The sequence below is a fragment of the Phyllobacterium sp. MT110 genome (assembly GCF_058792715.1).
The window spans coordinates 1,002,429-1,015,440 of the sequence record NZ_JBXAFE010000001.1; the positions used below are offsets into that span (position 1 = coordinate 1,002,429).

The 13,012-nt window shown below is 59.6% G+C and carries 10 protein-coding genes; 6 read left to right on the top strand and 4 right to left on the bottom strand.

The features are described from left to right. Positions 1 to 51: 51 nt before the first annotated feature. Positions 52 to 1,344: a citrate synthase gene (gene gltA / locus AC1Q5O_RS05235; RefSeq protein WP_105732880.1), complete on the bottom strand. Its 1,293-nt coding sequence runs from the start codon at positions 1,342 to 1,344 to the stop codon at positions 52 to 54. 301 nt (positions 1,345 to 1,645) lie between these two features. Then, on the bottom strand, positions 1,646 to 3,070 hold the full coding sequence (gene gltX, locus AC1Q5O_RS05240) for a glutamate--tRNA ligase (RefSeq protein WP_463012919.1): 1,425 nt from the start codon (positions 3,068 to 3,070) through the stop codon (positions 1,646 to 1,648). A 232-nt stretch (positions 3,071 to 3,302) separates the two neighbouring features. On the opposite strand from gltX, the gene AC1Q5O_RS05245 reads away from it, so the two are divergent. Next, positions 3,303 to 5,624 carry a ComEC/Rec2 family competence protein gene (locus tag AC1Q5O_RS05245; protein ID WP_492562043.1) on the top strand — a complete coding sequence of 774 codons (2,322 nt, stop codon included), beginning with the start codon at positions 3,303 to 3,305 and terminating at the stop codon, positions 5,622 to 5,624. On the opposite strand, the gene lexA is transcribed toward AC1Q5O_RS05245, so the two are convergent. Further along, positions 5,618 to 6,337: a transcriptional repressor LexA gene (gene lexA, locus AC1Q5O_RS05250; RefSeq protein WP_105733144.1), complete on the bottom strand. Its 720-nt coding sequence runs from the start codon at positions 6,335 to 6,337 to the stop codon at positions 5,618 to 5,620. The genes AC1Q5O_RS05245 and lexA overlap by 7 nt on opposite strands. 188 nt (positions 6,338 to 6,525) lie before the next feature. Here lexA and AC1Q5O_RS05255 point away from each other — a divergent pair, with 188 nt between their 5' ends. Beyond that, the gene (locus AC1Q5O_RS05255) at positions 6,526 to 7,368 is read left to right on the top strand and encodes a GNAT family N-acetyltransferase (protein WP_492562044.1); all 843 of its coding nucleotides are present in this window, start codon (positions 6,526 to 6,528) and stop codon (positions 7,366 to 7,368) included. Between the two features lie 4 nt (positions 7,369 to 7,372). Here the strand turns inward: AC1Q5O_RS05255 and AC1Q5O_RS05260 are convergent, their stop codons facing one another. Continuing rightward, entirely contained in the window at positions 7,373 to 8,401 is a 1,029-nt protein-coding gene (locus tag AC1Q5O_RS05260) for a substrate-binding domain-containing protein (protein WP_223615020.1), read from the bottom strand. A 420-nt stretch (positions 8,402 to 8,821) separates the two neighbouring features. Between AC1Q5O_RS05260 and AC1Q5O_RS05265 the strand changes: the two genes are divergently transcribed. The 4 genes from AC1Q5O_RS05265 to AC1Q5O_RS05280 all read left to right on the top strand — a co-directional run bounded on the left by AC1Q5O_RS05265 (position 8,822) and on the right by AC1Q5O_RS05280 (position 12,994). Then, on the top strand, positions 8,822 to 10,084 hold the full coding sequence (locus tag AC1Q5O_RS05265) for an ABC transporter substrate-binding protein (RefSeq protein WP_464660236.1): 1,263 nt from the start codon (positions 8,822 to 8,824) through the stop codon (positions 10,082 to 10,084). A gap of 116 nt (positions 10,085 to 10,200) precedes the next feature. Then, a complete protein-coding gene (locus AC1Q5O_RS05270; protein WP_346306815.1) occupies positions 10,201 to 11,148 on the top strand; it encodes a carbohydrate ABC transporter permease in 948 nt (315 codons plus the stop codon). Then, positions 11,148 to 11,978: a carbohydrate ABC transporter permease gene (locus AC1Q5O_RS05275; RefSeq protein ID WP_223615017.1), complete on the top strand. Its 831-nt coding sequence runs from the start codon at positions 11,148 to 11,150 to the stop codon at positions 11,976 to 11,978. The genes AC1Q5O_RS05270 and AC1Q5O_RS05275 overlap by 1 nt, the downstream gene beginning before the upstream one ends. Before the next feature lie 5 nt (positions 11,979 to 11,983). Then, on the top strand, positions 11,984 to 12,994 hold the full coding sequence (locus AC1Q5O_RS05280) for an ABC transporter ATP-binding protein (protein ID WP_472461213.1): 1,011 nt from the start codon (positions 11,984 to 11,986) through the stop codon (positions 12,992 to 12,994). Positions 12,995 to 13,012: the final 18 nt, after the last annotated feature.

The following is a 13,012-nucleotide window of genomic DNA, read 5'->3' on the forward strand; positions in this document are numbered from 1 at the left end:
TTGGATATGAAAAAGGCGCCGAATGGCGCCTTTTTTCGTATTCTGGAGATCTTATTTGCGATTGCCGACCGGAACGTAGTCGCGCTGCGTTGCACCGGTGTAAAGCTGGCGCGGGCGGCCGATCTTCTGGTGCGGGTCTTCGATCATTTCCTTCCACTGGGCAATCCAGCCAACCGTCCGGGCAACGGCGAACAGCACGGTGAACATGGTGGTGGGGAAGCCGAGCGCCTTCAAGGTGATGCCGGAATAGAAATCGACGTTCGGATAGAGCTTCTTCTCGATGAAATATTCATCGGTCAGGGCAATGCGCTCCAGCTCCATGGCGACGTCGAGCAGCGGATCGTCCTTGATGCCGAGTTCGGCGAGAACTTCCTTGGTGGTCTGCTGCATGATCTTGGCGCGCGGATCGTAGTTCTTGTAGACGCGGTGGCCAAAGCCCATCAGGCGGAACGGATCGTTCTTGTCCTTGGCGCGGTTGATGAATTCCGGAATGCGGTCAACCGTACCGATTTCGCCGAGCATGTTGAGCGCGGCCTCATTGGCGCCGCCATGGGCAGGGCCCCAGAGGCAGGCAATGCCGGCAGCGATACAGGCGAACGGATTGGCACCGGACGAACCGGCAAGACGCACCGTCGACGTCGAGGCATTCTGCTCGTGATCAGCGTGCAAAATGAAAATCCGGTCCATTGCGCGGGCAAGAACCGGATTGGGGACGTAGTCTTCGCACGGCACGGCAAAGCACATGTGCAGGAAGTTGGTGGCGAAATCGAGATTGTTCTTCGGGTAAACGAAGGGCTGACCGATGTGATACTTGTAAGCCATCGCAGCCAGGGTCGGGATCTTGGCGATCATGCGGATGGATGCAACCATGCGCTGATGCGGATCGGAAATATCGGTCGAGTCGTGATAGAAGGCGGACAGGGCGCCAACGCAGCCGACCATGACCGCCATGGGATGGGCGTCACGGCGGAAGCCGCTGAAGAAGCGCGACATCTGTTCGTGCACCATGGTGTGGTGCGTCACGCGATAGTCGAAATCATGCTTCTGGCTCTTTGTCGGCAGTTCGCCGTAAAGCAGGAGATAGCAGGTTTCGAGGAAGTCGCCCTTTTCGGCGAGTTGTTCGATCGGATAGCCGCGATGCAGCAGAATGCCTTCGTCACCGTCGATATAGGTGATCTGCGACTCGCAGGAGGCTGTGGATGTAAAACCCGGATCGTAGGTGAATGCACCCGTGTTCTTGTAGAGTGTTCCAATGTCCACGACATCAGGTCCGATGGTGCCTTTTTTAATCGGTAACGCAAACTCGTGACCATTCAGATCGATGTTGACGCTATTCTCAGACATTGCCGTTCCTTTCTTGCTTCAGCTCCCGCTGACATCCCGTGTACCATTCCGAAGTTCGCTGCTTGAGCAGTAGACTCTCGTCGAACTTCGGAAGTGAAAGCACACGAGTTACTTCATATTCCAGTATGCCTTTGAAACAGGATGTTCCTTCCAGGCAGGTTATTTTCTGACCTCTGCGTTCAGCACACTGGCCCAAAGCCTTGACCTCTTTGCAAGGTCTTTATCCTGATTTTCTCAGGCACGTCACCGTAGCCGAACGGCATAATGTTGCAATGCAAAAATGCACCGTCGAGGCTGCGGATTAACCTTTTATCCGGTCTTCGATACGCCCCAGTGACTCCTCGCGGCCAAGCACCGCCAGCACGTCGAAAACCCCCGGAGATGTTGCTCTTCCCGTCAGCGCGGCGCGCAAGGGCTGGGCAATTTTACCCAGCTTCAGGCCGGTATTTTCCGCATGAACCCGCACGGCCGCATCCAATGCTTCGGCAGTCCAGTCATTGACGGCCGACAGCGCTGGAAGAACACCGGAAAGCACACCCAGGCCCTCTTCATTCAACAGGCCAGCTGCCTTTTCATCCAATGCCAACGGGCGTTGCGCAAACAGGTATTTCGCACTGTCCGCCAGTTCGACCAGCGTCTTGGCGCGTTCCTTCAGGCCGGGCATTGCCGCCAGCAATTGCTGACGGGTCCGGTCATTCAGCCGCGACAGAATGTCGGCGCCGCCTTCGATCTCCGGCAGGATGTCGATCATCGCCTTGACCAGGTCGGCATCGGCGGAGAACCGCATGTAGTGGCCGTTGATCGCTTCAAGCTTCTGGAAATCGAAACGCGATGCACCGCGATTGATGTCGGAAATCTCGAACCACTCGATCATCTGCGCATCGGACATGATCTCGTCATCGCCATGGCTCCAGCCGAGGCGGACGAGATAGTTGCGCAGGGCGGCAGGCAGATAGCCCATGGCGCGATAGGCTTCGACGCCAAGCGCACCGTGACGCTTAGACAGCTTGGCCCCATCCGCACCGTGGATCAGCGGAATATGACCCATCACAGGGATATCCCAGCCCATCGCATCATAGATGATAGCCTGGCGCGCGGCATTGGTCAGGTGATCGTCACCACGGATGATGTGGGTGACGCCCATGTCATGGTCATCGACGACAACCGCGTGCATGTAGGTCGGATTGCCATCAGAGCGCAGGATGATGAAATCATCGAGATCCTTGTTGGGAAAGCGTACATCGCCCTGTACGAGGTCGCGCACCAGGGTTTCGCCGTCCTGCGGTGCCTTGATGCGGATAACCGGCTTGACGCCCGCTGGGGCTTCCTTCGGATCGCGATCGCGCCAGCGGCCGTCATAGCGCGGCGGGCGGCCCTCGGCGCGGGCTTTTTCGCGCATTTCCTCAAGCTCTGCCGGCGAGGCATAGCAGTAATAGGCCTTGCCCTTGGCGACCAGCTCTTCGGCCACTTCCCGGTGACGGGGCGCGCGCTCGTATTGCGACACCGCATCGCCATCCCAATCGAGGCCCAGCCACTTCAGGCCATCGAGAATGGCCGTGACAGCCGCTTCCGAGGAGCGTTCCCGGTCCGTGTCTTCGATGCGCAGCAGCATCTTGCCGCCCGTATGCTTGGCATAGAGCCAGTTGAACAGGGCCGTGCGGGCACCGCCAATATGGAGGTATCCGGTCGGGGAGGGTGCAAAACGGGTAACAACAGGTGACGACATAAGGACTCCAACAGACGTCTCGGCCATTAGCCTAACATCCAATCGATTTGATCTGGCGTTGATGTAGCATAGGAGCGCTGTCGTGCAAGTGCATTGGCAGAATTGGAGGCAAATGCAGGGGCCCGGCACCAGTACACAAACGAGTGAACGGCAGTTTTTTGATCGTCCGGCGGACGATGAGCCGGGTCTTGCGACCCAAATATCCCAAAATATTGCCGTCACCCGGCGAGGCGTGAGTCTGTCCATAGCGCTGCGCCGGCGCATGGGGTTGGGGCAGGATTTGCTCCCGGCCGTTTCCCGGGCATGCGCGCAGGATTATGATCGCGGCAGTCTTTTTCTGTTCGTTCCGGTTTTTGCCGGCAGCGGCGCCATCGTCTATTTCGGCTTACCAGTGGAACCGCGGCTGAGCGCCATCCTCTTTGGATTGACCGCGCTTGCCGGGTTCAAACTCCTGGCACGTGAGCGGCATCTGACGGGGATGTGCCTTTCCGCCGCCGTGCTGGTTGTCATGGGCATGCTCTGCGCCAAGCTGGAAACGCTGCGGCTGGATACACCGATGCTTGGCTCCGCCGTCACCACGCGGCTGACCGGCCGCATCGTCGCGATCAACCGCGCCGACCGGGGCGGCTGGCGCGTGACGGTGGATGTCGTGGCGACAGAGCGCCCGCAGCTGCGCTATGCCCCGGCAAGGCTGGTTGTGTCGGCCCGCGCCTTGCCACCTCAAGCTGCCATAGGCAGCGGGTTGCGCGGTCTGGCGCATCTGCGCCCGCCATCCGGTCCCGTGCGATCCGGCAATTACGACTTTGCCTTCCACAATTACTACAGGGGCATCGGCGGCAGCGGCTTCTTTCTTGGAAGGCCGGAAGCAGCCTCTCTGCCGGAACCGGCCGATTTGACAACCAGAACGCTGTTTGCCGTCGCTGCGATGCGCCAGGCACTCACCGATCGTATCCTCGGTCATATACTGGGAGAAGCCGGTGCCATCGCCGCATCGCTCATCACCGGCCAGCGCGATGGCATCGGCGAGGCCACCAACAACGCCATGCGGCTGAGCGGCCTGTCGCATATCCTCTCCATTTCGGGATTGCACATGGCGCTCGTGGCCGGGATCGTCATCGGCTCGCTGCGCGCATGCATGGCTTTCTTTCCGGACTTTGCCGCGCGCTATCCCATCAAGAAATTTTCGGCATGCGCGGCGCTGCTGGCGTCGGCCTTCTATCTGCTGCTCTCGGGGATCGACGTGGCGGCCCAGCGCAGCTTTGTCATGCTGGCAGTCATGCTTGTCGCCATGACCGTGGACCGGGCGGCGCTGTCGCTGCGCAATGTTGCCCTGGCCGCCTTGGTAACCATTACCATCGCGCCGCACGAGGTGATGGGGCCAAGCTTCCAGATGTCGTACTCGGCCACCGCAGCACTGATCGCATTTTACGGCTGGTGGTCGCCGCGCAGGGCCGGCCGCAATACCCGGCGTGCCTCCCGCAGCGGCCTGTTGCTGCAACTGCCCGGCAAGATCGGCGATCACATCAGCGACATTGCTCTGACATCCCTGGTCGCCGGTTCGGCCAGCGCGATCTTTGCCGCCTATCATTTCAACAATACCGCACCGCTCGGGCTGATCGGCAACGCATTTGGCTTGCCCGTGGTCTCGGTTCTGGTCATGCCCTTCGCCGTACTGGCGCTGTTGCTGATGCCGTTCGATCTGGATTTCCTGCCGTTCGCCGTCATGGAGCGCGGCATCGAGCTGGTGGTGTTCATTGCCCATCACGTTGCCGCACTCTCGCCCTCGGGCAATCTCGGTCCGATGCCGCAGCCGAGCCTGATCCTGATGAGCTTAGCGCTTGTGATCCTGCTTCTCACGACGTCATGGTTGCGTCTGTGCAGCCTGCCGCTGTTTGCTGCGGCCGTCCTGATCATGGCACGCACAGCGCCGCCGGATCTCGTCCTGTCGGAGGATGGCCGGCTGGCCGGTGTGCGCAATGGCACGGTATTGATGATCAATCGCCCGCAGGGCGGCGCCTTCACGTTGAACAACTGGCGGCAGGGCTTTGGGCTGGAACAGATCGTCAAACCGGCGGGGATCGGCAAAGAGGCAGCGGAGGGTGTCTTCGAATGCGCCGGAAAGCTCTGTCTGGCGCGCGAACCGGGCGGTCTCATCATTGCCTATACGGATGATCCCGCGCAAAGGAACGCCGCCTGCAGCGAGGGGAATATTGTCGTGCTGGCCTTTGCCGGCGCGGAAACCGGTTGCCCCGTTCCGGGCCCGATGGTGATCACGCGCCGTGATCTCGCCTTGAACGGTGCTGCGGAAATCCGGTTCGGTTCCGGCGGGCAAGGGCAGGGTGACCTGACGGATCAATCGAAAGCCGGAGAAGCGCTGGAGCAAAGAGTGCAGTCGGCCCGTTTGACCTGGGCGATCGGTCCGCCGGACCGCCCCTGGAACAAGTACCGCATCCACTCCAATGCGGCGCGCAACCGGCCGGAGCATTCACGCAAGGCCCACGCGACCGAAGGCGTCCCGGACAATGCCGAACGGGACGCGGCGGCCGGTCAGTAACGGCGGATCAGGCCGACAAGCTTGCCCTGCACCCGAACGCGGTCCGGTCCGAAAATCCGCGTTTCGTAGGCAGGATTGGCGGCTTCCAGGGCAATCGAGGCACCCTTGCGGCGAAACCGCTTGAGGGTGGCTTCCTCGTCATCGACCAGTGCCACGATGATTTCGCCGGGGCTTGCGGTGTCGCCACGCTTGATGACAACGGTATCGCCGTCGAAAATGCCCGCTTCGATCATCGAGTCGCCCTTGACCTCAAGCGCATAATGTTCGCCGCTGCCGATCATGTCTGGCGGAAGGCTCAGCATGTGCGTCTGGTTCTGGATGGCGGAAATCGGCACACCGGCGGCAATCCGGCCCATGACCGGAATGCTGACATTGGCAGGCATGTCCATGTCGTTGGAGGCGCGCGGCTGCGGCTTCGGCGGCGCAACATTGCGTCCGAGACTGCCCTCGATGACACTCGGCTCGAACTTTCTCTGGCTGTTGAGGCCGGGTGCGATGGAGTCCGGCAGGCGCAGGACTTCCAGCGCGCGTGCCCTGTTCGCAAGCCGGCGAATGAAGCCGCGCTCTTCCAGCGCAGTGATCAGCCGGTGAATGCCGGATTTGGAGGCCAGATCCAGCGCATCCTTCATTTCGTCGAAGGATGGCGGAATGCCCGTCTCCTTCAGACGCTCATGAATGAAGAGAAGAAGTTCATGTTGTTTACGCGTGAGCATTGGCGATCCTTTAGCAGGGAATCGGAAAAACAAAACCAGAACAAACACTATCTGTTCCAGCATTGTTCTACAAGTGCTTAATATTCCGTTGCGGCAATGCTGGAAGCTTGGTTACGAAGCATGTGCGGGCAGAAATGCGCCCGTTCAGGGTACTGTTCCGTCGGTTTCCAGTTGGATAACACAATATCATGACAGCTTTCATCCGAATCGCCGAGCGCCGGGACCTTGGCGCGATCATTGACTGGGCAGCTGCCGAGGGCTGGAACCCCGGTTTGGACGATGCGGATGCATTCTGGGCCGCGGACCCCAAGGGCTATCACGTGCTTGAGGTGAATGGTGAACTGACGGCAGCGGTCTCGCTGGTCCGCTATGCGCGAGACTACGGCTTTCTCGGTTTCTACATGGTGCGTCCGCAATCGCGCGGTCTGGGTTTCGGCTGGTCGCTCTGGCAGGACGTGCTGAGCGGATTTGCCGGACAGACCGTCGGCCTTGATGGTGTCGTTGCCCAGCAGGAGAACTATCGGAAGTCGGGGTTTGTCTATGCCCATGCGAATTACCGTTATGGCGGCGCACCCGGCTGCAAGGCACCCGTCAGCGGCGATATCGTCGCCATCGATGCGCAATGGATCGGCGCCGTCGCCGCCTATGACCGTCAATTCAATCCCGAACCACGGGAATCGTTTATCCGTGCCTGGCTTGGCCCGTCCGGCTCCCGCCACGGCCTGGCCTGTATTGTCGACGGAAAAATCGCAGGGTATGGCGTCGTGCGCGCATGCCGCGAGGGGTGCAAAATCGGTCCCTTGTTTGCCGAAACCGAAGAGATCGCCGACCGGCTGTTTCAATCGCTCTCAGCAAAAGTCGGGGATGCGCAGGTCTTTCTGGATATTCCCGGGACCAATGGGGCCGCGCGGCGCCTTTGCGACCGGTACGGTCTGGCGCCGGTGTTCGAAACCGCACGCATGTATCGCGGACCGGCGCCCGAATTGCCGCTCGACCGGATTTTTGGCATCACAACCTTCGAATTGGGCTAGGCACTCACCGGCGCGGGGCGACGGGCGGACCGCTCGATTGGCGCAGGATGAGTTCGACCGGCCATATCTCATGGATGTTTTCGACCGGCTCGCCGTCGAGGACCCGCACCAGCAGTTCGGCGATACGCGACCCGGCGGAGCGGATCGACGACCGGGTGGTGGTCATGGCGGGGACCATGTTGCTGGCATTGAGATAGGGGAACACGTCGTCATGGGCGATCACCGAAACTTCCTTGCCCAGTTCATAGCCCTTTGAACGGATGGCGCGGAAAATGCCGAGCGCCGTCATCATCGAGCCGGCGAGAATGGCGGTCGGATGCGGCGTATAGGACAAGAGCCGCTGCGCCTCATGGAAACCGGTTTCATCGGAAAAACGCTCATGCACGATGAAGCGCGGATCAACGGCAATGCCGCGCTCGAGCAATGCTTCGCGATAACCCATTTCGCGGTGTTCGGAAAACGTGTGGCCCTTCAGCCCGTCAATCATCGCGATATGCCGGTGGCCGAGATCGATCAGGTGTGATGCCGCCTGCCGGAAGGCGCCGGCATTGTCGATATCGAGCCAGGCATGCGGGGCGGCGATATTGGTTCGCCCGTGCAGCACAAAGGGAAATTTCGCTTCCGTCAGCATGGCGACCCGCTCGTCCATCAGGGTGGGGCCGGTGACGATGATGCCATCCACGCGCTTGCTGGAAATCAGCCGCCGGTAGGCCGCAAGCTCGTCATTGTTGATGCTCGGGCTCATCAGCAGGTCCATTTCATGCTGCGATAGCTGCTCGGCCAGACCGGAGAAGAACTCGCTCGTGTGCGGACCGAAACGTTCGCTGCGGTCGCGCGGCATCAGGATGCCGATGGCGCCGATGCGGCCGATGGCGAGGCGGCGGGCATTGGCATTGGCGCTGTAACCGAATTTGAGGGCTGCCTGGCTGACGCGTTCGCGCGTCGCCTTGTTGACTTCAGGATAGCCGTTCAGGGCGCGACTGACGGTCGTTTGCGAGAGGCCCAGTTGTTCAGCCAGTTCCTTGAGTTTCATGGCAAGCAATCCAGTACGGTCTGTTCAGGCAATGCAGATATGACTCCAAATAATAAACATAACCAGAGGCTAAATTCAAAGCGCTTTGGTAAATTGCTCGCGATATTGTGATCTGTGATCGACGCTGTGCTGTTTCAACAGGGTGGCAGCCCGGAATTCTTGTGCTCAGAAATACCGTATAATGCACTGTATCATATATATAATAATCCATTTCTCCATGCGGTTGACCTTGATGCATTGTTTGTGCCGCCAATTTGCAGCTTGACAGGTGAGAGGGCCTTTGTCATTTTTCATTCAAAGCGCTTTGAATTTTGATGTTTCAAATGTTTTCCAAAGCGCTTCAGGAGGAGTTTTTGAAGAGGGGCCAAGCATCGCTGCGATGTGCGGCAGCCGATTCTGTCAGATTTTTGGGAGGAAATCATGAAAGCCAAATCATTCATTGCGACCCTTTTGACCACGACCTTGCTGGCTTCAGGGGCTTTTGCCGCCAATCTGGCGATCGTATCCGGCGACACCGGCAATGGACGCGAGTTCCTGCGCAAGCAGCTTGACCAGTTCGAGAAGGAAACCGGCAACAAGGTGTCCATCGTTGCCATGCCAGCCAACAGTTCCGACAATTTCGGTCAGTACCGCCTGTGGCTCGCCGCCGGCAATACCGATATCGACGTCTACCGCACCGACGTGATCTGGGCGCCGCAGCTGGCCGACCAGTTCCTCGACCTGAAGGAAGCCGCAAAGGACGTTATCGATCAGCACATACCTTCGATCATCGAAAGCCAGACCGTCGGCGGCAAGCTGGTCGCCTTGCCGATGTTCACCGACGCCCCGGCGCTCTACTACCGCAAGGACCTGCTGGAAAAGTACAAAAAGCCGGTGCCAAAAACCTGGGACGAGATGGCGGCAACCGCCAAGGAAATCCAGGACGGTGAGCGGGCGGGCGGCAACAAGAGCATTTATGGCTTTGTCTTCCAGGCCAATGCCTATGAGGGCCTGACCTGCAACGCGCTCGAATGGGTAAAATCCTCGGGCGGCGGGCAGATTGTCGAGGCGGACGGCACGATTTCGATCAACAATCCGGAAGCCGCAGCGGCCATCGACCGCGCCAAGGGCTGGGTCGATACCATCTCGCCCAAGGGCGTGCTTGCCTACACGGAGGAAGAGGCACGCGGTGTCTGGCAGACCGGCAATTCCGTTTTCATGCGCAACTGGCCCTATGCCTATGCGCTGGCCGGGGCCGATGGCAGCGCCATCAAGGGCAAGTTCGACGTGGCGCCCCTGCCGAGCGGCAAGGAGGGCCAGAACTCCGCTGCAACGCTTGGCGGCTGGAACCTGGCGGTTTCAAAATATTCGAAGGCGCCCGAAGAGGCGATCAAGCTGGCGCTGTTCCTCGGCTCTCCCGCACAGCAGAAGGCGCGGGCGATTTCCCAGGCCAGCATGCCGACCATCAAGGCGCTTTATGACGACAAGGATATCGCCGCCGCGCAGCCGCTCATTCCAAACTGGAAGCCGGTGTTTGAAAATTCCGTTCCACGCCCCTCGGCGCCGACGAAGGTGAAATACAATGAAGTGTCCAACATGTTCTGGAGCGCGGTCCACGATACATTATCGGGCAATGGCACCGCTGCCGAAAACCTTGAGCTTCTGGAAGCAAAGCTGACCGAACTCAAGGGAAACAGCTGGTAGACCCCTGCCAGCAAAAGGGCACGGTGCGGATGGCGTTCACAACCTCCCGAACCCCGTTCGCACCGTTTGCCTGACGCTTTCGCTTCATCCGGAACCACACGGGCAGGAATACGAGCATGACGCCTTCCACCGCACGTTCAGAGCTTTTGCGGCAGCGCGCCCGCTCGGCGCAGCTGTTTCTCATTCCGATGATCATCGCGCTGGCCATTGTTGCCGGCTGGCCCTTGCTTCGGACAATCTATTTCTCGTTCACCGATGCCTCGCTGACCAATATGAGCGCGGCCAAATGGGTGGGATTCAAGAACTATCTGTCGTGGATCCAGCTGAAGAGCGGCCGCACGATCTTCTCAGGACTTCTGGTCGATCCGACCTGGTGGAACGCCGTGTGGAACACGGTGCGCTTCAGCATCATCTCCGTGGCGCTGGAAGCCTTTTTCGGCATGATCGTCGCGCTTGTTCTGAATGCCGAGTTCAAGGGCAGGGGCATTGTCCGCGCTGCCATCCTCATTCCCTGGGCGATCCCGACCATCGTGTCGGCCCGCCTGTGGGGCTGGATGCTGAACGACCAGTTCGGCATTCTCAACGATTTGTTCATGCGCCTTGGTTTCATCAGCCATCCCATCGCCTGGACGGCAAGTGCCGATACGGCCATGACGGCGGTGCTGATCGTCGATGTCTGGAAGACCACGCCCTTCATGGCGCTGCTCATTCTGGCAGGCCTGCAGATGGTGCCGAAGGACATTTATGAAGCCGCGCATATCGACGGCGTGCATCCGATCCGCCAGTTCTTCCGCATCACCCTGCCGCTGATCAAGCCGGCGCTGATGGTCGCCATCATTTTCCGCCTGCTTGATGCCATGCGCATTTTCGACCTGATCTATGTTCTGACGCCCAACAGCTCGCAGACCAAGACAATGTCGGTACTGGCGCGGGAAAATCTCATCGAGTTCGACAAATTCGCCTATGGCTCGGCACAGTCGACGCTGCTGTTTCTGGTGATCGCGCTGATGACCGTGCTGGCGATCTGGCTTGGCCGCGTGCGCCTCGACGGAGGAGACCGCTGATGATCTGGAATCTCACCAAGAACACGGCGTTTTATGCGCTCGTCACCCTGATTGTCGTGCTGGCGGTCTTTCCGTTCTACTACGCCATCATCACCAGCTTCAAAACCGGCAGCAACCTGTTCACCGTCGAGTATTTTCCGTCGTCGTTCTCGCTGGAAAATTACGTATCGGTCATCAATGCCGGCAGTTTCACCCGCAATCTGCTCAATTCGCTTGTCGTGTCGACACTGGTGGTGCTGCTGGCTTTGCTGATTGCCGTCACCGCATCCTTTGCGCTGGCCCGTGTGCGGTTTCGCGGCCGCTCGCTGCTTCTGCTGACCATCCTGTCCGTCTCGATGTTCCCGCAGATCGCGGTGCTGGCAGGCCTGTTCGAGGTCGTGCGCTTTCTCGGCCTCTACAACACGCTGTGGAGTCTCGTCTTTTCCTACACGATCTTCACATTGCCGTTCACCGTATGGGTGCTGACCACCTTCATGCGCGATCTGCCTGTCGAAATCGAGGAGGCGGCCATTGTCGATGGGGCCACTCCCTGGGTCATCATCACAAAGGTGTTCCTGCCGCTGATGTGGCCGGCGATGGTAACGACCGGACTGCTCGCCTTCATCGCGGCGTGGAACGAGTTCCTGTTTGCCCTCACATTCACGTCTTCGACCGAGGTGCGCACGGTGCCGGTCACCATCGCGCTTTTGTCCGGAGCCAGTGCGCATGAAATCCCGTGGGGCACGATCATGGCCGCATCCGTCATCGTGACGGTGCCGCTCGTTGTTCTCGTCCTGATTTTCCAACGCAAGATCATTTCCGGCCTCACCGCCGGCGGCGTCAAGGGGTAACTCAAATGACAGCTATTCATCTCAACAATGTCCGCAAGTCCTTCGGTACGTTCGACGTCATCAAGGGGGTCGATCTGGAAATCAGCCCGAGCGAATTCATGGTGTTCGTCGGCCCTTCCGGCTGCGGAAAATCCACCTTGCTGCGGTTGATCGCCGGGCTTGAGGACATCACCGCCGGAACGCTCGCCTTCGACGACAAGGTGGTCAACAGCCTGACGCCGTCGCAGCGCGGCATTGCCATGGTGTTCCAGTCCTATGCGCTCTATCCGCACATGACGGTGTTCGACAACATGGCGTTCGGCCTGAAACTCGCCAAGGGCGGCACAGATGAAATCAAGCGGCGGGTGAACGAGGCGGCGGACATGCTGCAGATCACCGCCTATCTCGACCGCCTGCCGAAACAGCTTTCCGGCGGCCAGCGCCAGCGCGTGGCCATCGGTCGGGCCATCGTGCGCGATCCGAAAGTCTTCCTGTTCGATGAACCGCTGTCCAATCTCGATGCCGCTTTGCGCGTGCAGACACGGCTTGAAATCGCCAAACTGCATGCAAAAATGCACGAGACCACGATGATCTACGTCACCCACGATCAGGTGGAGGCGATGACGCTTGCGGATCGCATCTGTGTGCTGCGCGACGGCATCGTTGAGCAGGTCGGCACGCCGCTGGAGCTTTATGAGAAGCCGCAATCGGTCTTTGTCGCCGGTTTCATCGGATCACCGAAGATGAATTTCCTCACCGAGAAACATGCGGATACCTACCGCGCCCACACGCTCGGCGTGCGGCCGGAGCATCTCGAAATCAAGGACAGGGGCGGCACATGGAACGGCAAGCTGATCCTGTCCGAAAACCTCGGTTCCGAGACCTATCTCTACATCGATATTGGCGCAAAGGACCCGCTTGTCGTCAGGCAGGACGGGACTGCAAGCCAGCAGCCCGGCGAACTGCTCCACATTTCGCCGATCAACGACAATGTCCACCGCTTCGATCAATCGGGCAGGCCGGCAGCGTCAAACTGAACTGAGCATCCTCCCAAC

Coding starts and splice junctions, on each gene's coding strand:
- lexA (WP_105733144.1), bottom strand. CDS start 6,337: ATGCTCACGCGTAAACAACATGAACTTCTTCTCTTCATTCATGAGCGT.
- AC1Q5O_RS05260 (WP_223615020.1), bottom strand. CDS start 8,401: ATGAAACTCAAGGAACTGGCTGAACAACTGGGCCTCTCGCAAACGACC.
- AC1Q5O_RS05255 (WP_492562044.1), top strand. CDS start 6,526: ATGACAGCTTTCATCCGAATCGCCGAGCGCCGGGACCTTGGCGCGATC.
- AC1Q5O_RS05280 (WP_472461213.1), top strand. CDS start 11,984: ATGACAGCTATTCATCTCAACAATGTCCGCAAGTCCTTCGGTACGTTC.
- gltA (WP_105732880.1), bottom strand. CDS start 1,344: ATGTCTGAGAATAGCGTCAACATCGATCTGAATGGTCACGAGTTTGCG.
- AC1Q5O_RS05265 (WP_464660236.1), top strand. CDS start 8,822: ATGAAAGCCAAATCATTCATTGCGACCCTTTTGACCACGACCTTGCTG.
- AC1Q5O_RS05275 (WP_223615017.1), top strand. CDS start 11,148: ATGATCTGGAATCTCACCAAGAACACGGCGTTTTATGCGCTCGTCACC.
- gltX (WP_463012919.1), bottom strand. CDS start 3,070: ATGTCGTCACCTGTTGTTACCCGTTTTGCACCCTCCCCGACCGGATAC.
- AC1Q5O_RS05270 (WP_346306815.1), top strand. CDS start 10,201: ATGACGCCTTCCACCGCACGTTCAGAGCTTTTGCGGCAGCGCGCCCGC.